General features: G+C 37.0%; 14 protein-coding genes, 9 tRNA genes, 1 rRNA gene and 1 pseudogene. 21 read left to right on the top strand and 4 right to left on the bottom strand.

Annotated elements, in window-relative coordinates:
* Positions 1-103 precede the first annotated feature (103 nt).
* On the bottom strand, positions 104-1,096 hold the full coding sequence (locus HMPREF0631_RS02275) for a LysR family transcriptional regulator (protein ID WP_002843161.1): 993 nt from the start codon (positions 1,094-1,096) through the stop codon (positions 104-106).
* Between the two features lie 479 nt (positions 1,097-1,575).
* Between HMPREF0631_RS02275 and HMPREF0631_RS02280 the strand changes: the two genes are divergently transcribed.
* Positions 1,576-3,120: an acyl CoA:acetate/3-ketoacid CoA transferase gene (locus HMPREF0631_RS02280; protein WP_002843165.1), complete on the top strand. Its 1,545-nt coding sequence runs from the start codon at positions 1,576-1,578 to the stop codon at positions 3,118-3,120.
* Positions 3,121-3,229: 109 nt separating this feature from the next.
* Positions 3,230-3,916, top strand: a complete 687-nt coding sequence (locus tag HMPREF0631_RS02285; protein ID WP_002843159.1) for a DUF554 domain-containing protein — start codon at positions 3,230-3,232, stop codon at positions 3,914-3,916.
* 215 nt (positions 3,917-4,131) lie between these two features.
* Here the strand turns inward: HMPREF0631_RS02285 and thrB are convergent, their stop codons facing one another.
* Genes thrB through HMPREF0631_RS02300 form a run of 3 tightly spaced genes read right to left on the bottom strand, consistent with a single transcriptional unit; the run spans position 4,132 to position 7,391 of the window.
* Positions 4,132-5,031: a homoserine kinase gene (gene thrB / locus HMPREF0631_RS02290; RefSeq protein ID WP_002843166.1), complete on the bottom strand. Its 900-nt coding sequence runs from the start codon at positions 5,029-5,031 to the stop codon at positions 4,132-4,134.
* Between the two features lie 10 nt (positions 5,032-5,041).
* Positions 5,042-6,091, bottom strand: a complete 1,050-nt coding sequence (thrC, locus tag HMPREF0631_RS02295; RefSeq protein ID WP_002843149.1) for a threonine synthase — start codon at positions 6,089-6,091, stop codon at positions 5,042-5,044.
* A gap of 1 nt (position 6,092) precedes the next feature.
* Positions 6,093-7,391 (bottom strand): homoserine dehydrogenase, encoded by a 1,299-nt coding sequence (locus HMPREF0631_RS02300; protein ID WP_002843151.1) that lies wholly within the window; start codon positions 7,389-7,391, stop codon positions 6,093-6,095.
* Between the two features lie 262 nt (positions 7,392-7,653).
* Here HMPREF0631_RS02300 and HMPREF0631_RS02305 point away from each other — a divergent pair, with 262 nt between their 5' ends.
* The 19 genes and pseudogenes from HMPREF0631_RS02305 to HMPREF0631_RS02390 all read left to right on the top strand — a co-directional run bounded on the left by HMPREF0631_RS02305 (position 7,654) and on the right by HMPREF0631_RS02390 (position 20,970).
* Positions 7,654-8,529, top strand: a complete 876-nt coding sequence (locus tag HMPREF0631_RS02305; protein WP_002843168.1) for a Rossmann-like and DUF2520 domain-containing protein — start codon at positions 7,654-7,656, stop codon at positions 8,527-8,529.
* Positions 8,530-8,547: 18 nt separating this feature from the next.
* Positions 8,548-9,372 carry a 3-methyl-2-oxobutanoate hydroxymethyltransferase gene (panB, locus tag HMPREF0631_RS02310; RefSeq protein ID WP_002843163.1) on the top strand — a complete coding sequence of 275 codons (825 nt, stop codon included), beginning with the start codon at positions 8,548-8,550 and terminating at the stop codon, positions 9,370-9,372.
* Between the two features lie 97 nt (positions 9,373-9,469).
* Positions 9,470-10,318 carry a pantoate--beta-alanine ligase gene (panC, locus tag HMPREF0631_RS02315; RefSeq protein WP_002843158.1) on the top strand — a complete coding sequence of 283 codons (849 nt, stop codon included), beginning with the start codon at positions 9,470-9,472 and terminating at the stop codon, positions 10,316-10,318.
* 12 nt (positions 10,319-10,330) lie between these two features.
* Positions 10,331-10,489 (top strand): annotated as a pseudogene (locus HMPREF0631_RS10410) (cell wall-binding repeat-containing protein); the annotation flags it as partial.
* Between the two features lie 187 nt (positions 10,490-10,676).
* Positions 10,677-11,237, top strand: a complete 561-nt coding sequence (gene pth / locus HMPREF0631_RS02320; protein WP_002843156.1) for an aminoacyl-tRNA hydrolase — start codon at positions 10,677-10,679, stop codon at positions 11,235-11,237.
* A 17-nt stretch (positions 11,238-11,254) separates the two neighbouring features.
* Positions 11,255-14,656, top strand: coding sequence for a transcription-repair coupling factor (mfd, locus tag HMPREF0631_RS02325; protein ID WP_002843162.1), 3,402 nt, complete (start codon positions 11,255-11,257; stop codon positions 14,654-14,656).
* Positions 14,657-14,673: 17 nt separating this feature from the next.
* Positions 14,674-15,723: a peptidylprolyl isomerase gene (locus tag HMPREF0631_RS02330; RefSeq protein ID WP_002843150.1), complete on the top strand. Its 1,050-nt coding sequence runs from the start codon at positions 14,674-14,676 to the stop codon at positions 15,721-15,723.
* Between the two features lie 186 nt (positions 15,724-15,909).
* Entirely contained in the window at positions 15,910-17,307 is a 1,398-nt protein-coding gene (locus tag HMPREF0631_RS02335; RefSeq protein ID WP_002846303.1) for an MATE family efflux transporter, read from the top strand.
* 170 nt (positions 17,308-17,477) lie between these two features.
* Positions 17,478-19,469 carry a transketolase gene (gene tkt, locus HMPREF0631_RS02340; RefSeq protein ID WP_002843167.1) on the top strand — a complete coding sequence of 664 codons (1,992 nt, stop codon included), beginning with the start codon at positions 17,478-17,480 and terminating at the stop codon, positions 19,467-19,469.
* A gap of 585 nt (positions 19,470-20,054) precedes the next feature.
* A 5S ribosomal RNA gene (gene rrf / locus HMPREF0631_RS02345) occupies positions 20,055-20,171 on the top strand.
* Between the two features lie 3 nt (positions 20,172-20,174).
* A tRNA-Asn gene (locus tag HMPREF0631_RS02350) sits at positions 20,175-20,246 on the top strand.
* Between the two features lie 13 nt (positions 20,247-20,259).
* Positions 20,260-20,331, top strand: a tRNA-Glu gene (locus HMPREF0631_RS02355).
* Between the two features lie 11 nt (positions 20,332-20,342).
* Positions 20,343-20,418 (top strand) — tRNA-Val (locus HMPREF0631_RS02360).
* Between the two features lie 8 nt (positions 20,419-20,426).
* Positions 20,427-20,501: transfer RNA gene (locus HMPREF0631_RS02365), tRNA-Thr, on the top strand.
* A gap of 16 nt (positions 20,502-20,517) precedes the next feature.
* Positions 20,518-20,590 (top strand) — tRNA-Lys (locus HMPREF0631_RS02370).
* Between the two features lie 6 nt (positions 20,591-20,596).
* Positions 20,597-20,685: transfer RNA gene (locus HMPREF0631_RS02375), tRNA-Ser, on the top strand.
* A 12-nt stretch (positions 20,686-20,697) separates the two neighbouring features.
* A tRNA-Ser gene (locus tag HMPREF0631_RS02380) sits at positions 20,698-20,790 on the top strand.
* 6 nt (positions 20,791-20,796) lie between these two features.
* Positions 20,797-20,873 (top strand) — tRNA-Pro (locus HMPREF0631_RS02385).
* A gap of 20 nt (positions 20,874-20,893) precedes the next feature.
* A tRNA-Ile gene (locus HMPREF0631_RS02390) sits at positions 20,894-20,970 on the top strand.
* Positions 20,971-20,993: the final 23 nt, after the last annotated feature.

The following is a 20,993-nucleotide window of genomic DNA, read 5'->3' on the forward strand; positions in this document are numbered from 1 at the left end:
ATTATCTAGAGTCTTTTTGAGTTTATTAAACTTACTTAAATAAGGCATTAATACACTAGGTATTGAAAAACTAAAAATTAATAGTTTCTAGAAATAATGGTTTTTATAGATGCAGTTTATATTTGAAGTTTTTGCTTATAAGATTATTTTTTTTCGCATACTTAAATACTTCATTATAAACTTTTTTTGTTTGCGGATTTATATGGTCATTTTTTATAATAGCCATGTATATTGTTCTACTGTAAACAGGATAAGATATATTAATCTTATGTGCATCTATGTAATCTAAGTATGGTAAATCAGGAACAATGGCTATACCCAGTCCACTAGCAGCAAGACCTGCCGCAAGTTCGTAAGTATCTACCGTATATGACACGTCGTATATCCTATTATTTGTTATTTCAAAAAGACTTTGCACGTAGTCATCCAGGCTAGTATTATCAGTGTATTTTATAAAAGGATAATTAAGAGCTTGGCTTATACGAATGGATTCATACCTAGAGAGTTCGTGGTTCTTACTTACAAGTAGTACAAATTTCTGTTTTAAAACAGGTACTAATACAATATTATTCAAGGTTTCTCTTGGATTACTCGGACACGCACTTGAATAGTCCAAAATTTTTTTATCAAAATTTATATTGTCTTTTGTAGTGAATATTATGTCTAGCTTGAAATTTTTTAGATCTTGAAACAGGTCTTTTGAATACTTGGATATTTTTTTTACATTGACTTTTATTCTTTCATTTTCGTGATTTAAGTCTATGCTTGAAAAAAATTTAGGGCCAAGCAAGCTAGATACTTCAGGTAATATTCCTATATTTACATAAGAATAGTTTTCGTTCATTTCTCTTACATATTCTATTCCTTCATCTAGTAATTCGAGTAACCTGTTGACAAACTCTAAAAATATGGTTCCATTTCTGTTCAAAACAACATTTCTATTGTTTCTGTCAAATAGACTAAACCCAATTTCTTTTTCTAAATTTAGTATTGATGTGCTGAGATATGACTGTGATATGCAAAGATATTTTGCAGTTTTAGCGTAATGCCTTATTTCTGCCAAAGCTTTGAAGTGTTTTAATTGCTGGAATTTCATACTAAGTCCCCCGTACATGAAGTTATTTAATTACTATATTATATCAAATAAATATCGTATAATCTAGATGCTTTAATAAGAAAACTAACTTGAAAAAATAAGGAATTTTATAATAATAATATATTATTATAAATGAAATAAAAACAAAAACATATTATTATATTAAATATAAAAGAATATAGTTATAAAATTTAGGTAGAAAAAATATTCGATATACTAAAAAAAATTGTAAAATGATTCTCTTTTTTTGTTTAGTAACGTATAAAGTTATGTTAAAATAAAAATGTGAGAAAAATTTAACCTATGTAAAAATTGATCATATTCTATACTAGATTAAATATTAAGTAAAGGTTTGCACAGTTTTATATTTGATGCATAAGTATGCTATGAATGTTTGCGAAGTTTTATATCGTATACATTAAGAGTCTATAAAGGGCTATAATAAAATACACTGAAATGATTTGGAGGATTTGGAATAGATGGATAAGTTGAAAACTATTGATGAAGCTATAGATTTGATAAAGGATGGTGACACTGTTGCTGTTTCAGGTTTTATGATGGCTACAGCAGCTAGGGAGATTCTGGTAGCCTTGGGAAAAAGGTATAAGACTACATCTACACCTAAAGGTCTAACCTTATATCAGGGGGCTGGTAATGGTAATAATAATGACCAAGGTGTATGTGAGATGTCATATCCGGGTCTTATCAAGAGGTATGTAACTGCCCACTTTGCCAATAATAGACCGATGATAGAGATGGCACTAAAAAATGAAGTTGAGGCCTATAATTTTCCACAAGGTGTGATAGCCCACATATATAGGCAGGCTGCAGCTAGGAGGAGCTTTGAGATATCTAAGATAGGTCTTAATACCTATTGTGATCCTAGGCAAAGGGGAGGTAAGATAAACCAAGCAGCTAAGGAAGATCTAGTTGAACTTATCAAAATAGATGATGAAGAATACCTAAAATACAAGGTTCCTAAGTTTGATATAGCAATTATAAGGGGTACAACTGCAGATGAATTGGGCAATATCAGTATGGAGGAAGAGTCTTCAGTAATAGACTCACTAGAGGTTGCCATGGCTGTAAAGGCTTCTGGAGGCAAGGTAATTGTCCAGGTTAAGAACCTAGTTTCGTCAAAGTCAATGGATAGAAAACTTGTCGTTATACCGGGAATTTTCGTTGATGCAATTGTTATTTCTCAGAATCCAGAAGAGTTCCACAGACAGACTCCGGGAACTTTCTACGACCCTATGATAGCTGGTAGGTACAAGATAGATGGGGCAGGATTTTCTTCTATAGATATGGATGCGAGAAAGATTATCGCAAGACGTGGCCTATTTGAACTTAAGGCTGGGTCAGTTGTAAATCTAGGAATTGGTATCCCTGAGGGGGTTGCATCTGTAGCAGCAGAAGAGGGAATAGACGATATAGTATTGACTGTAGAGAGTGGACTAATAGGTGGCATACCTATGGGTAGGTCTAACTTTGGTTCTGCTATAAATGCATGGGCAGGTCTATCTATGGTATCCCAGTTTGATTTTTACAATAGCGGTGGTTTAGATATTACTTATTTAGGATTTGCAGAGATAGACTCTAGGGGTAATATAAACGTTAGCAGATTTGGTGATAGAATAGGTGGCTGTGGTGGATTTATAGATATAACCCAGTCTACTAAGAAGATAGTATTCTGTGGGACAATGACTGCAGGTGGTCTAGAAATATCTACCAAGGATGGCAAGCTAAATATAGATAAAGAAGGAAGAAATATAAAATTTAAGAATGAAATAGAGGAAGTTACTTTCAGTGCTGAGGAAAGCTTGAAGCTGGGTCAAGATGTAATTTTTGTGACTGAAAGATGTGTATTTTCCCTTGAAGAAGATGGTCTATGCCTGATAGAGCTTGCAGAGGGTATAGACATAGAAGAAGATATACTTAAAAATATGGAATTTAGACCTAGGATATCAGAAAACCTAAAGAAGATGGATCCTAGAATATATGAAGAAGGCCTGATGAATATCTAACAATTGGATATATAGCAATAAAATAAGCTGGCCTTTGGTGGAGTATATATTAATGATTGTATAAAATGTATGGGAAAAAATAATAGAAATTAGAGAGGAATAGCATTAGATGATTTATAATTTGGCCAATGGACTTGGCATAATAGTAGGTAGTATACTTGGAATTTTCCTAAATAGGGGTATACCAGAGAGGATCAACAAGGCTCTTTTGAAAGCTATGGGTCTCTGTGTACTTTTTATAGGTATAAGCCTTTTGATAAAAGGGGAGAACACCTTATTGATAGTAATATCAGTTGCCCTAGGAACACTATTGGGAGAGGCGGCAGATATAGACAAGTGTGTAAATAAACTAGGTGTTCGTATGCAAGTAAAGTTTAAATCAGGCTCAAGTTCAAATTCATTTGCTGAGAGCTTTGTAACATCCAGTATCCTATTTTGTGCAGGTGCCATGGGTATAGTTGGTTCACTAACGGCTGGACTTACTGGAAATGGTGATACACTCCTTGCAAAGGCTATAATAGATGGTATCATATCGGTGGTATTTGCAGCTACCCTAGGGATAGGTGTTATGTTCTCATCTGTTGCAGTTGTTATATACCAGTCTGTATTTATCCTTATGGCTAGCTTGGTAAGTTCAAAGTTAGGAGATCCCGTTATAGCATCTGTCAGCGGTGTGGGAGGAATAGCTATGTTGGGGATAGGGCTAAATATGTCCATAGGAACAGATATAAAGGTTGCCAATATAGCACCAGCAATATTTATACCTATCATACTTGGTCTATTCGGCATATTTTAAGAATGTCAACGTCGTATTTTAAGAGTGTCATAGGATAGTAAAGTTTAATAATATAGCTTAAAGACAAGAGTAAAATTTAAAAGTATAGTCTAAATTAATTTCAAGAAAAATACCGACCCTGGTTTTAGATGATGATTTTTGTTAATATCATTTATCCTAAAGCATGAGGTCGGTTTTTATATAATTATGTAAGAGGTAAGTTGCTATCTAGAGTTTTAAGAGAGTGTGTATTGAACTCCCTTTCTGCAAGGGTCTAGTATTATTGCCTGACCACCTATACCAAGCTTTTGAGCCTCTAGGTTTAGAGATTCTTGGACTGCTTTTGCCACTTCTTTTTTGCAATAAGATATAACAGTAGATCCAGCCCCACTAAGACAATAAGAGAATGCACCTGCGCTTATGGCTGTCTTTTTTAATTCGTCAAAACCCTTGACCAAGTGTTTTCTATATGGCTCGTGTAGGCAATCGTCCATACTAGAAGAAATAAGGTCTAGGTTTCCACTCATAAATCCCATAAGCATCAGGCTCAGTCTAGATGATGTCCTAACAGTATCTGATATAGATACGGATTGAGGAACAACCTTTCTTGAATCACTAGTTGATACTTCATAGTCTGGTACAAATAATACTAGAGAGAGGTCTCTAAAGGGTTCAATCTTATGGTAGATAACATCTCCTGAATCATCTACTGTAGATAGGACTAGGTTACCTAGTATGCTAGGTGCTACATTATCGGGGTGACCCTCTATTTTTGTAGCTAATTTTAGGATTTCCTTTTGGTCTAGAGGAAAGTCCATCAAATAGTTTGCACACATTAGTCCACCTACTATAGCTGATGCGCTTGACCCCATACCCCTTGCAAGAGGAATATTGTTGTGTATATGCAGTTTGTAGCCATCCGGATATTTGCCAATGTACTCAAACAAGCATTCCATACTCTCTGTGACAAGATTATTATCAGTGGTTATTTTCTTGCACTCCAAACCATCGACAAGTACAATCCTGTCATTATGTTTTTCGCATTCAAAAATGGAGTATTGAGATAGTGCCATGCCCAGGCAGTCATAGCCTGGTCCTAGGTTGGCAGTTGTTGCTGGTACAGTGACTTTAATCATGTGATACACCTTATCCTTTCAATAAATTTAGTACGCTGCTTATATCAGCTGGAATTGATTTTGGCTTTTGGACTTGAATCAAGCATGTGTCAGGATCTTTTAGGCCATTTCCTGTAAGAATACACACTACCCTGGATCCCTTTTTGATTTCTCCTTTTTCTACAGACTGGATTATACCTGCTAGTGAGGCGGCTGATCCCGGCTCTGCAAATATTCCCTCTTGGTTTGATAGGAGCTTGTAGGCCTCTAGAATTTTCTCATCGCTAACAGACTGTATACTTCCTCCTGATTCATCTCTTGCGGACACTGCCTTGTCCCAAGATGCAGGATTACCAATTCTTATGGCTGTTGCTATTGTTTCTGGATTTTCAAAGGGATGTCCCTCAACTATTGGAGATGCTCCCTTTGCCTGGTAGCCTTTTAGGATAGGCAAGGTCCTTGAGATATTATTGTCTTTATATTCCTTGAAGCCCTTCCAGTAGGCTGTTATATTACCAGCATTTCCAACAGGTATTCCTAGGTAGTCTGGTGCATAACCCAGTGCGTCAACTATTTCAAAGGCTCCAGTCTTTTGCCCCTCTATCCTAAAGGGATTTAGGGAATTTACTAGTGTTATAGGCTCTTTTGATGTGATATCCTTGACCAGGTCTAGGGCTTGGTCAAAGTTGCCCTTGATTGCTACAACTTCAGCCCCATATTGTAGGGCCTGGGCTAGTTTACCCATAGCAATGTATCCATCTGGAATCAGGACTATTGTCTTTAGACCATACCTTGAACCATAGGCTGCAGCAGAGGCTGATGTATTACCAGTGCTTGCACACATTATATTTTTTGAACCGACTTCAAGAGCTTTAGCAATTGCCATGACCATACCCCTGTCCTTAAATGAGCCAGTTGGATTTAGGCCCTCGTATTTAAAGTACAAGTCTATACCCAGGTCTTTTGACAGATTAAGGCTCCTGATAAGAGGAGTGTTACCCTCATACAGAGATACCATAGGAGTTTTTTCGTTGATTGGCAAATAGTCTTTATATTGATTTAATAGTCCCTTCCAGTACATTTTATAACCCTCTTTCTATTCTTATGATCTTGGCCTTGCCATTTATTGATGACAGGTCTTCTATTTCTTTTACTGCCTTGTTGAAGCTTTCTTCAAGGCTTGTTCCCGTAGTGATAATATAATCTAGTGATGAGTTTCCATTTTGTTTTTTCTCGAATTTATCAAGAGTTTTTATTGTGATTTTGTATTTATCGAAAATATTTAATACGTCGGATATATTGATTAAATTTTTTTGAACGTTTAATCTTAAATAGTATGAAAAAGACTGCTCATCTATACTCAATACTCTTGATTCATTCAAAATTTTATAGCCATATTCAGGTTTTTGATTGAATGATATATTTTTTGCTATTGAAGCAATATCATTTACAACAGCTGAACCCGTTGGTAAATCACCGGCTCCCTTGCCATAGAACATAGTTTCACCCAGTTTGTCGCATATTACATAAACTGCGTTGAATGAATACATGACACCTGCTAGTGGGTGAGACGATGGTATTAGGCAAGGATGTACTCTTGCTACTATACCAGATTCAGTATTTTCAGCTATTGCTAGTAATTTAATTGTGTATCCTAAATTTTTTGCGTATTTAATATCTTCGAGAGTAATATTGTTGATTCCTGAAACGTAAACTTGATCAAATGTAACGAGATTGTTAAAAGCGATGCTTGCCAAAATGGCACATTTTCTTGCTGCGTCGTATCCTTCTAGGTCAGCGCTTGGGTCGGCTTCTAAATAGCCTAAGCGTTTTGCATCGTCGATTATTTTATCTAGAGAAAGTTCTTCAACCTGCATCCTAGTAAGGATATAGTTGGTTGAACCATTTATGATGCCACCAATCTTTTGAATTTGGTTTCCTATGAGCGAGAATTGTAGGGCTCTGAGAATTGGGATACCTCCTGCGACTGCTGCTTCGAAAAAAAAGTGACAATTGTGTTTTCTTGCCATGTCTGTTAGTTCTTTACCGTAGAGGGCTATCAAGTCCTTGTTGGCCGAGACTACATGCTTTCCTTTTTTGAAGGCTTGTTCAATCACCGATTTGGAGTATTCAATTCCACCCATAACCTCAACTACTATGTCAATCTCTGGATCGTCAAGTATGTCGTTTGGATCACTGGTTAGCTTGCTACCATGCAAGTTTACTTTTCTTTGCTTGCTGGTATCTTTTACACATACCGTCTTTACTCTGACAGGGGTCGTAGTGGATGTTTGTATTATTTCCTTGTTGTTGGTTAGTATATCAACCGTTCCGGACCCGACTGTTCCTAGTCCAAAGATTCCTACTTGTAGTTCTTTCATGTTATGCCTCCTTTTCTCTTGTGTTTGAGTGATATTTTATCATGAAAAGATGAACACTACAAGAGAAATTTATTAAATTATTGGAATTTTTTCAAAAAATAATCAAATTTTGTGATTTTTTATGTATTTTATTTCTTAGAGTGATTGATTTTTTTGAGGCTGTGTGATAAATTTATTTATGGTGGTATTCGAAGGAAACTACACATTTTGAATAATTATTATATCTATTTATAGTATTACACTCTTATGGAGGTGATAACTTATGGAAAAGATAGGTATTATTGGTGCAGGCAAGGTAGGAGTGTCTCTTGGAAGGTGTTGGTCTGGCCTAGAAGGTCTTGACCTTATTGGCTACTATTCACGTACAAAAGAGAGTTCTGAATATGCGGCACAATTAACAAATTCTATTAGTTTTGACGGGTTAAAAGACCTAGTCTACAAGTGTAATGTAATAATTATAGCAAGTCCAGATGATTCAATAGGGGATATCTGGCGTCAAATTTCGATTTTTAATGTTCAAAATAAGATAATTGCCCACTGTAGTGGGTCCTTATCATCAGAAATTTTCTTCGACTCATCCAAATTAGGGGCAAGTGTATGCTCCCTACATCCAGTTCTAGCAGTTTCAAGCAAGGAAGATTCCTACAAAGATTTAAAAAAAGCATTTTTTACCTTAGAGGGGGACCAGGTAGCTGTGGATTTTTTTGCCAAAATACTCGATATTCAAAAGAATCCATACAAGATAATTAGGAGTTGCGACAAGACTAAGTACCATATTTCAACAGTATTTATGTCAAATCTGATAGTTGCCATATCCAATATTGCAAGTGATTTACTTAGGTCATATGATTTTACAGAAGAAGAGGCTCTGTTGGCTCTTTCAAGTCTAGCCAAAAATAACATGGAAAATGTATTCGAAAAGGGATTAGTATCTTCTCTTACAGGGCCAGTTGAAAGAAACGATACAAATACTGTAACAAGACACTTAAGATCACTTGAAAGCCAAGGTCAAGAAGGCAATTTAGGTCAAATATATAGGTTACTGAGTCTTGAACTTGTGAAGATTGCTCAAATAAAGAACTCAAATAGAAATTATGAAGGTATGAGAAAAATATTATCGAAGGAGGAAGACCTGTAGAAGGGTCTGAAAAACCAAATGAAAAACACTGTATTAACATTTAAGGAAGCCAAGAAGAATAAGGACAAGCTGACCATGCTAACAGCCTATGATTATACGACAGCAAAATTGTTCGATGAATCAGGAATAAATTCTATTTTGGTGGGAGATTCATTGGGCATGGTGATGCTTGGCTATGAGGATACACTAAGTGTGACTATGGAGGATATGATCCACCATACAAGAGCAGTATCAAGGGGTGTAAAGAATGCCATGGTAGTTTCAGATATGCCATTTTTGTCATATAATACAGGAATTAGGGATGCAGTAATAAATGCCGGAAGATTGATGGCTCAAGGACGTGCAGACTGTGTAAAGTTAGAGGGTGGTAAGGAGGTATGTGATGTCATAAGGGCTATAACTGATGCAAAAATACCTGTATGTGCCCATATAGGACTTACTCCACAAGCTATAAATGCCCTAGGTGGATTTAAGGTACAGGGGAAAGACCTAGATTCTGCAAGAGCCATTATTGAAGATGCCCTAGCAGTTCAAGAGGCAGGGGCCTTTGCTGTAGTTCTTGAATGTGTACCAGCACCACTTGCCAGCAAGATATCAGAGATGCTGGATATTCCTACAATAGGTATAGGAGCTGGACCTGATTGTGATGGCCAGGTACTGGTTTACCAGGATATGCTAGGTCTATATAAGGACTTCACACCGAAGTTTGTAAAAAGATTCGCAGATGTAGGTCAGCAGATGGACCAAGGTGTAAGGGACTATATTCAAGCTGTGAAGGATGGTTCTTTCCCAGAACCTGCCCATTCATTTAAGATGGATGAGGAAATTGTTAAAGAATTATAAATCTTATAGTTAGGTCGATTTATTGACTAGTTAAAAAGCTTTAAAGACTACATATAAAATTGAGAATTTAATTTATTAATAAGGATGTGTTTGAATCATGAAGATAATAAAAAATATTGAAGAAATAAGAAATACAACAAAAGAATTGAGGGCGAGTGGCAAGTCTATAGGGATGGTACCGACAATGGGATGCTTGCACGAGGGCCATAAGAGCCTTATAGACAAAGCAGTAGCCAACAACGATATTGTAGTAGTTAGCATATTTGTAAATCCTACCCAGTTTGGACCAGATGAAGACTATGACAAGTATCCTAGAGACCTTAAAGCAGATGCAAGCCTATGTGAATCTGCCGGTGTTGACTATGTATTTGCTCCAGAGGCAGAGCAAATGTATCCAGATGGATACTCTACATTTGTAGTACCTAGTGAAAAGATGACTGATATAATGTGTGGCAAGTCAAGGCCGGGTCATTTTAGGGGAGTATGTACAGTTCTAACCAAGCTATTCACAATAGTGGGTCCAACTAGGGCTTATTTTGGAGAGAAAGACATACAGCAGCTTGCTATAGTCAAGAGGATGGTCAAGGATTTTAATTTACCTCTTGAAATAATTGGCTGCCCAATAGTAAGAGAAGAAGATGGCCTAGCCAAGTCTTCAAGAAATATGTATTTGAGTCCTAAAGAGAGAGAGGCGGCGACTATACTTAGAAAATCCCTCTTATCTGCCAAGGACATGGTAAAATGTGGTGAAAAAAGTCCAGAAAAGATATACAATAAGGTGATAGAGGTCATAAAATCTGAAGAATTAGCTAGGGTAGACTACGTTGAACTAGTGGACTTTGATACTTTTGATAGGATAGACACCCTTGCAGAGACTAACCTGATAGCTATAGCTGTATATATTGGAAATACAAGACTTATAGACAATATAGTAATAAATAGATAAGCAGATGTTCTTGCAGCTGGTGCAGTTACTGGTATACATGATGCTCCGATTCTTCTAATTGATGGTAAAAGCCCTAATAAGGAGTTAAGAGACTATGTACTAGAAAAAGGAATAGAAAAGGTTATTATAGTCGGTGGGGAAAATTCTGTATCAAATAATATATTTAACTAATAAACAAAAAATATAGCTTTCTAAATATTTAAACCGATCTTCATGTAGTTATTGATTGACAACTATTGGAGGTCGGCTTTGTCTTATGCTCTTATATTAATCAAGATATAGACTCAAATAATTGAACTATGGTTAAATATAAAGTATAATAAAGGGTATTATTAAGTTTAGGAAGGATTAAGATACAATGTATATAATAATGGGGCTGGGAAATCCCGGAAAAAAGTATGAAAATACTAGACATAATGCAGGTTTCGATGTGGTTGATGAGCTTGCAAAAAGGTTAAATGTCAGTATTGATAAGATAAAGCACAAGGCCTTGATAGGAGAGGCTAGGATAGGTACTGAAAAAGTTATCCTAGTTAAGCCACAGACCTATATGAACCTAAGTGGAGAGACAGCTATAAGCATAAGTCAGTTCTATAAAATGGATTTAGACAAGCTAATAGTTGTGTATGACGATATTGATTTAGATATAGGTAAATTAAGGATTAGAAAAAAAGGAAGTGCGGGTTCACACAATGGCATGAAGTCTATAATCAAATGCCTTGGGTCCCAAGATTTTCCAAGGGTCCGTGTAGGTGTGTCTAAGCCAGAACCTGGAAGGGATTTAGCAGATTTTGTCCTATCTAGAGTTCCAAAGGACAGACAAAATGATATGGACCTAGCCATTGAAAAGGCAGCTTCAACTGTGGAAGAAATCATCAGGAGCGGTTTGGATGTGGCAATGAATAAATACAATGGATAAGGTTTGGTGAATATGTAATGGAAGATGTACTAGTATATCCTCTAAAAAATAGTAAAGATTATAATGATATATTGGATAGTATAGGTCAAGATGGCAACATCCAGATTACGGGTTTAACTTGGGCGGGTAAGCAGAACTTGGCTTATTCGTTGTTCAAAGACCTATCCAGGCAGGTTCTATATGTCGCATCAACAGAGTATGAGGCCAAGAAAGCCTACGAAGAATTATCAGTATATTTAAAGGATAAAGTATCTTACTTAGGCAGCAATGAAATCCTATTTTACAACCTAGATGCTAGGGATAGGAAGGTTGATGCTAGAAGATTAAAGGTATTTATTAAACTTATAAATAAGGATAAGTCTGTATTTGTTACTTCTGTAGACGCCTTGACTAGAAAGTATATGCCTAAAAAGCTAATAACTGATAATACTTTTAAGTTGAAGGTGGGAAGGACTCAAGGTATACAAGAATTGACTCAAAAACTTGTTGACTTGGGTTACCAGAGGGTTGTCAAGGTAGAAGGTTTTGGACAGTTCAGTGTTAGGGGTGGAATAGTCGATATATTCACCCTTATGTATGATTTTCCTCTTAGAATAGAGTTTTTTGATGATGAGATAGATTCAATCAGGGAATTTGATGTATACTCTCAAAAATCTATAGACAAGAAGAAGTCTGTCACTATAACACCTTCAAGGGATTTTATATATCCTAAAGATGTGACTGGTGCTATAGAAAAGATCAAGTCTGAGATAAGAGATGATACAGATCTTGATGTGCACAAAAATTTAGAGCGAATTGAAAATAGAGAGTATTTTGATGGTCTTGAAAACTATATAGACTATCTATATGATGACCAGGACAAGAGTTTATTTGAGTATCTTGCCAAAGATGCCCTTATATATGTTGACGATTTCAACAGGTATAAGGAGAGGTTTAAAAATGTATCCAATGAATATAGGGACTTATACCTTTTAAACCTGGAAAGAGGTGTAGCTATTAAGTCTCAGGGTAGTATGTTGTATTCTATGGAAGATGTCTATTACTGGATGCAGGATAGAAAGCTTATAGTTAATACTCACTTGGCAAAAGCTATAAGTGATATGAACATGGTACACAATATATCTATAGAGTGTAGGGATATACCTTCCTACAATGGAAAGATTGACCTGCTAGTTGAAGATATAAAGAGGTTGAGACATTCAGGCTACAAGATTATAATTGCTGCTGCCACTAAGGATAGGGCAAAAAAAATAAATGCAATGTTAAATGACAATGGTGTTGAGTCTTTTTACTCGGACTCTAGAAATACTGAGATTAAGACCTCTCAGATAATGGTTATGGGAGTCAACATTAGTCATGGATTCTTGTATCCATCCATAAAGTATCAACTTATAACTGATAGGGAGATGCTCGGCAATAGCAAGGCTGGTAATAAAAAAACTAAAAAGAAGAAAATAAAGGCCAATTCTACAAAGATAGATTCCTTTATGGAACTTAAATTAGGAGACTATGTTGTTCATGAAAATAGCGGTGTTGGTAAGTATACTGGTATAGAACAGGTAAGTGTAAATGGTATAAAAAGAGACTATATTAAAATAATATACAAGGGTGGAGATAACCTTTATGTGCCTATTGACCAGATGGACAAGGTTCAAAAGTATATAGGTGGAGATGTAGAAAAAGTAAAGCTAAACAAGCTAGGTGGCCAGGAATGGTCTAAGGCCAAGCGTAAGGTCAAAAAAGAAATAGAAGATATGACCCAAGACCTGCTTGAATTGTATTCAAAAAGAGAGAGCAGGAAGGGTTACAAGTATTCAAAGGATACTATATGGCAGACAGAGTTTGAGGAAAAATTCCCTTATCAAGAGACGGATGACCAGTTGAAGGCCATCAAGGAAACAAAGAAGGATATGGAATCTCAAAAGGCCATGGACAGGCTTATCTGTGGCGATGTTGGCTATGGTAAGACGGAGGTTGCTATAAGGGCTATCTTCAAGGCTGTCATGGACAACAAGCAAGTAGCCGTACTAGTACCTACAACAATACTTGCCCAACAGCATTTCAATACATTTACTGAAAGATTTGAAGATTACCCTATAAGGGTTGAAGTATTGTCTAGATTTAAGACACCAAAACAACAAAGAGAGATTATAGCCGATGCTAAAAAGGGCTTGGTCGATGTCCTCATAGGTACACATAGGATTGTATCAAAAGATATAGCTATGCCTAGGTTGGGCCTTATAGTTGTAGATGAAGAACAGAGATTTGGTGTAAAACACAAGGAAGCCCTAAAGAAACTTAGGGTTGATGTCGATGTCTTAACATTGTCGGCCACTCCTATACCTAGGACCCTGCATATGTCGCTAAGTGGCATCAGGGATATGTCTATAATAGAGGAGCCACCTCAGGAGAGATATCCAGTTATGACATATGTTACAGAGGCGAAAGAGTCTATAATTCAGGATGAAATCTATAGGGAGTTGGCTAGAGGTGGTCAGGTATTTTTTGTATACAACAGGGTTGAGGGCATAGAGACCATAGCATCTAAGATTAAGAAACTGGTGCCTGAAGCCAATATAGGTGTCGCCCACGGCAGGATGACATCCAGTCAGCTTGAAAATACAGTTCTGTCATTCCTTTCAAAGGAGTTTGATGTACTTGTCTGTACAACTATTATAGAGACTGGTATGGATATAGCCAATGCAAATACTATGATAATATACGATGCCGACAAGATGGGCTTGTCCCAGTTATACCAGTTGAGAGGTAGGGTCGGTAGGTCCAACAAGCAGGGTTATGCTTACTTGATGTATGAGAGAAACAAGGTTATCAGTGAAGTATCAGAGAAGAGATTAAAGGCTATCAAGGAATTTACAGAGTTTGGCTCTGGCTTTAAGGTTGCCATGAGAGATCTTGAGATAAGGGGAGCCGGAGATGTTATGGGTTCACAACAGCATGGACATATGGAAGTTATAGGATACGAGTTATATGTAAAAATGCTAAACGAAGCTATAAGAAAAATCAAGGGAGACCCTGTTGAAGAGGTTCTAGATGTAGAGATAGACCTTACAGTAAACGCCTATATACCATCTAGCTATATAGAAGATGAGGTGACAAAACTAGAGATGTACAAAAAAATTGCTGCAATAGATAGCAAGGAAGATATGTACGACATACAAGAAGAGTTGGAGGATAGGTTCTCAGATATACCTAAGGAGACGCAGACTCTACTAAATATTGCTTATATTAAATCTTTATGTAAGACATTAAAGATTAATAAGATAAAACAAACAGGTGATATGATCGACCTGGAGTCTTTCACAAAGTACCAGACCAAGGAAAAGACTGGATTTGATATAGTCATGGAACTTGAACATATGTTAGAAGGATTTTGTGGAAAACTAGAAAATCAAAAATAAAACTAGGAGGAAAGAAATTGAAAAAATTAGCATCAATACTATTAGCAGCTGTTATAGCTGTATCAACAGCAGCTTGCTCAAATAATGAAGTTGCAACAGTAAATGGAAAGTCTATTTCATCTAAGGAAATAGAAAACCAGTTGAAATTCCAGAAGTGGATGATGGAATCACAGTATGGAGAGGAAGTTTGGACTCAGATGGAGGCCCAGGACAAGAATTACCAGGAGACAATGAAAAAGCAGGTTGCGACAAGTGTTTCAAGAATAAGAGCATTTACTGACTATGCAGAAAAGAATGGTGTAAAGCCAGATCAGAAGCAGTTAAAGGAATTCCAGGCGCAGAATAAAAAGATGCTAGAAGATGAAAAAATGAAGAAGTCTTTTGAAAAAACTGGTCTTGATGAAAAATTTCTAGACGATTTTGCCAAGGAAAAGGCAACTATGGTGAGCTTATCAGAATACTTAAAGAAAAAGTCTAAGCCAACAGAAAAAGAGTTAAAAGACTACTATGAAAAGAATTCTGTAAAGGCAAAGGCTGCACACATACTTCTTACTACAACTGACACAAACGGAAAGCCACTAAGCCCTGAAAAGAAGGCTGAAGTAAAGAAGAAGGCGGACAAGATATACGAAGAAGCTAAGAGTGGAGTAGATTTTAAGGAATTAGCAAAGAAGAACTCTCAGGACCCAGGTTCTGCTCAGAACGGTGGAGAGCTTGGAGAATTTGGTAAGGGACAGATGGTTCCTGAGTTTGAAAAGGCTGTATTCAGTATGAAGGAAGGCGAAATATCTAAGCCTATTGAAACTCAGTACGGATACCATATAATAAAGCTTGAAAAAATAACTAAGTCAGAATTTGATAAGGTAAAGGCTGAAATGGAAGCTGCTCTTAGTCAGGAAAAAGCGCAGAAGCTAGCTCAGTCAATAATAGACGCTGCTAAGATACAGACTAACGAAGAAAACCTAAAGAAGGTTTCATTTGGTAAGGTAGAGAAGAAATCAAAGAAGGAAGCTGAACCAAAGAAACCAGCAGATGACAAGAAAGAGAATAAGGAAGAAAAGAAATAAATCGAATAAATAAGAATATGTCTGGTCAAGAGCTTAAAGTGGCAAGACAATAAAAAGGACGACAGGTTAATTGTATATTAGGAGAGTAATAAATATATTTTCTTAATAGGGCAATTATAACTGTCGTCTTTTGTATACACATAATAAAATATATGTTATCATATGTGTAAATCCAAGTGTGAGGAGGTGTTAATTACGCAATCAAATAGAAAGGTAAGAAGTAAACAAATAGATATGTTGAATGGTCCTTTGTTGGGGAAGATACTATTATTTGCTTTGCCCGTAGCTGCGAGTGGAATACTACAACAGCTATTTAACTCTACTGATATGGCTGTTGTAGGAAGGTTTGCTGGAAGTCAGTCACTGGCAGCGGTCGGTGGGAATGGATCGGTTATAAACCTACTTATAACTCTTTTTATAGGTCTATCTATAGGGGCAAATGTAGTAATAGCAAACTACATAGGACAAAATATGAAGGAAAAAGTACACGAAGCTGTACATACAACCATGAGTATAGCTATAGTGAGTGGGTTTGTATTATTGGTATTGGGGCAATTTATAGCAAGACCTACACTATTACTGATGGGAACTCCCGGTGATGTTATTGATCTTGCCACCCTATATTTAAAGATATATTTTTTAGGGATGCCTTTTTTAATGGTATATAATTTTGGATCTGCAGTTTTGAGGTCTGTGGGTGACACTAGAAGACCCTTGTATGCTCTTTTGGTGTCTGGTTTTATAAATGTCGGTTTGAATATGGTACTTGTAATAGTATTCAAGCTAGATGTTGCAGGAGTTGCAATCGCTACAAGTCTTGCCAACGGTGTAAGTGCTGGTATCGTAGTTTATTATTTGATAAATGAAGATAGTGATATTAAATTAAGTTTGAGAGAACTCAGCTTAAACAAGGACCATATGGCAAGGATATTTAAGATTGGTGCTCCAGCTGGTATACAGGGGATGGTATTTTCTATATCAAATGTATGTATACAGTCGGCGATCAATGGTTTTGGATCTTATGCAGTAGCAGGATCAGCAGCTGCAGTAAATTTTGAGATATTCACCTATTTTGTAACAAATTCTTTTGCTCAGGCTGCAGTTACATTTACAAGTCAAAACTTTGGAGCTCAAAAATACCAAAGGTGTAAGAGTATTTTTAGGATATGCATATGTATGGGACTAGTCTTTACTTTTATTATGAATCAGTCATTTATCCATTGGAGATATTTTTTTATTGATTTTTATACGAGTGATAGTAAGGTTGTTCACTATGCGATTATAAGGATGTTGGAGGTAGAGTTATTCACATCAATACCTGTTTTTTATGAGGTTGGTGCGGGCGCCCTTAGGGGTATAGGTCATTCTTTGCTACCAGCTATTCTGACTACGATTGGATCCTGTCTATTTAGGATTTTCTGGGTATTTACAATCTTTAAGGATGTGAGCAAGTTCTCAAAGCTTATGAGTGTATACCCTATAACATGGATTATAACTACTGTCTTGGTGATGTTCTTTTACTACAGGGTCAGAAAAAAGGAGTTTTATAGGCAGAGAGTATCTATAGATTCTAGTAATATATAGTTATTTTAATATATATGCTACTTATTATGCCTTAACTCTACTCCTTGTATAAAAATTTATACAAACTAAGTTGAGATATGGAATAAAAAAAGATGAAGTAAGACAAAAAGGTGATATAATATAGTAGGCTATATATTTTATATAAAGTTTATTTTGAGAGGAGTTTTTAAATGAATATTAATCAAAAGGCCGTAAATACACTAAGAATATTATCGGCAGATCAGGTACAAAAGGCAAACTCTGGACATCCAGGACTACCACTTGGTGCTGCTCCAATAGCATATGAGCTATGGGCTAACCACCTAAACCACAATCCTAAGAACCCAAATTGGGTAAATAGAGATAGGTTTATACTGTCAGCAGGACATGGATCTGCTTTACTATACTCACTACTACATATGTTTGGTTATGGAAACCTAAGTATAGATGACCTAAAGAACTTTAGACAGTTCGGTTCACTTACACCAGGTCACCCAGAATACAAGCACACAGTTGGTGTTGAAGCAACTACAGGACCACTTGGAGCAGGTGTATCAACAGCAGTAGGTATGGCTATAGCTGAAGCTCACCTAGGTGGAGTATTCAATAAGGAAGGATATCCAGTAGTAGACCACTACACATATGCTCTTACAGGTGATGGTTGTCTAATGGAAGGTATTTCATATGAAGCCCTATCACTTGCTGGTACTCTAGAGTTGGGCAAGCTTATAGTTCTATACGATTCAAACAAGATAACTATAGAGGGTGATACAGATGCTGCATTTAAGGAAGATGTGGCTGGAAGATTTGAAGCATTTGGATTCCAGGTTCAGACAGTTGAAGATGCCAACGACCTTGAAGCTCTTTCTAAGGCTATTGAGATAGCTAAGGCTGAAAAGACTAAGCCATCTCTTATCATATGTAAGACACAGATAGGTTACGGTTGTCCAGCTAAGGTTGGTAAGGCAAATGCACATGGTGAGCCTCTTGGAGAAGAAAATGTTAAGGAACTAAGAAAGTTCTTAGGATGGGACTCAGAAGAAGCATTTGAAGTATCTGAAGAGATATATTCACACTACAGAGATCTTGCAGCTCAGGGTGCAAAGAAGGAAGAAGAGTGGAATGCTATGTTCAATGAATATGCAGACAAGTTCCCAGAAGAAAAAGCTAAGTGGGATGAGTTCTATTCAGATATAGATATGGAAACACTTATGAATAATGAAGAGTTATTTGCTAAGCCAGAAAAATCAATGGCTACAAGAGCGGTATCAGGAGAGATAATCAATAAGTTAAAGGATATATTCCCTAATATGCTAGGTGGTTCAGCTGACCTTGGTCCATCTAACAAATCAGAAATGAAAGACCAGGGATTCTTCTCAGCAGAAAATAGACAAGGAAGAAATATACACTTTGGTGTAAGAGAAATGGCTATGACAGCTATAACTAACGGTATATATCTGCATGGAGGACTAAAGGCATTCTGTGCTACATTCTTTGTATTCTCAGACTTTATGAAGCCTATGATAAGACTAGCTTCATTAATGGGACTACCAGTTGCCTATGTACTTACTCATGACTCTATAGGAGTTGGTGAAGACGGTCCTACACATGAACCAATCGAACAGTTGGCTATGTTAAGAACAATACCTAACCTAAATGTATTTAGACCAGCAGACTATACAGAAACAGCTGTTGCCTGGGTAGCTGCTATGGGATCTGAATCAACACCAACAGCTATAGCGCTTACTAGACAGAACCTACCACAGTTAGAAGGCTCTTCAAAGGAAGCTATAAAGGGTGCATATGTAATAGCAGAGGCTAAGAATAGCGACAAGATAGACTTAATAATCATGGCTTCAGGTTCAGAAGTTGAACTTGCACTTGGTGCTAAGGAAGAGCTAGAGAAGGATGGTAAGTCTGTAAGAGTTGTATCTGTACCTTGTATGGATATATTTGAGGGACAGGATGTTGACTATAAGGAAAGTGTACTTCCACCATCAGTTAGGGCTAGACTAGCAGTTGAAGCAGGAGCTACTATGCCTTGGTACAAGTACGTTGGTATAGACGGAGCAGTTGTAGGTATGGAAGGATTCGGAGCATCAGCACCAGCTAAGACTCTATTTGAACACTTCGGATTTACAGTAAACAATGTAGTTGAAGTAGCTAAGGGATTGATAAAGTAACTTAAAATCAGTTTAAATGAAATAGATTATTTAACAGCTAGAATACATGAGGGCTACCTACCCATATAATCTAAGAAAGTGAAGACTTAAGGTCTTACAAGGCAGATTACAGGGTAAAGGTAGTCCTTTTTTGTAATATAGATCTATAAAGATAGTATAAATTTATGGATTAAGAGTAAATAAATATATAGATTAAAGAAATGTAATTTTATGGATGAAAAAAAGTTGATTATTTTGTGCATTATATTATAATATCATGTATGGATAGTCGTAAGATATTTTAAAAGAACAAAATATATTCGGCATATGTTTATATAACAACTTGAATTATGCGTTCGAATGTTTATGTACGTTTTGCTTGGGGTATATATTTATTATTCGCAAAAATAAAAAAAAACACTTTTTTGAAAAAAAGTTTTTAAAAAGTGTTGACGAAGCATAAGGCTTATGATAATATAATACTTGTCCTTGATGAGGGCGCAAAAAGAAAAGAAAAAGATGAACTAGTTACACGGTTCTTTTAAGAATTGTGCAAACTAAATCTAGAACTTGACGGTCAGGCCTGTTGAGTTTGGGTTCATTAGATGTGGTTACTATAGCAAAGAGGATACACCTGTTCCCATTCCGAACACAGAAGTTAAGCTCTTTAGCGCTGAAAGTACTTGGTGGGAAGCCGCCTGGGAGGTTAGGACGTAGCCACGTTATTCCAAGGTAGCTCAATGGTGGAGCAACCGGCTGTTAACCGGTAGGCTGTGGGTTCGAGCCCCACCCTTGGAGCTTTTCTTAACCTGGCTCCTTGGTCAAGCGGTTAAGACACCGCCCTTTCACGGCGGTAACAGGGGTTCGATTCCCCTAGGAGTCACTTATTTATGTGGGAGTATAGCTCAGCTGGGAGAGCATCTGCCTTACAAGCAGGGGGTCACAGGTTCGAGCCCTGTTACTCCCACCATAAATTATGCTGGTGTGGCTCAACGGTAGAGCAGCTGACTTGTAATCAGCAGGTTGTAGGTTCGATTCCTATCACCAGCTCCACTTTAAAAAATAATACGGTCTATTAGCTCAGTCGGTAGAGCACTTGACTTTTAATCAAGGTGTCCCGAGTTCGAATCTCGGATAGATCACTTTTCGGAGAGGTGTCCGAGTGGTTTAAGGAGCTGGTCTTGAAAACCAGTGATGCTTAACGGCACCGTGGGTTCGAATCCCACCCTCTCCGCCATTTTTATATTTTGGAGAAGTACTCAAGAGGCTCAAGAGGATCCCCTGCTAAGGGATTAGGCTGGATTAAACCGGTGCGAGGGTTCGAATCCCTCCTTCTCCGCCATTTGGACGAGGTGTAGCGCAGTTTGGTAGCGCACGTGGTTTGGGACCATGGGGCCGGGGGTTCGAGTCCCTTCACCTCGACCAACTTTAAAAGATTATCAGATGGACCATTAGCTCAGTTGGTTAGAGCGCCCGGCTCATAACCGGTAGGTCTGGGGTTCGAGTCCCTGATGGTCCACCATTCATTTGCTAATTGCAAATGTC

This window comes from Peptostreptococcus anaerobius 653-L (assembly GCF_000178095.1).
Taxonomy (GTDB): Bacteria; Bacillota; Clostridia; order Peptostreptococcales; family Peptostreptococcaceae; genus Peptostreptococcus; species Peptostreptococcus anaerobius.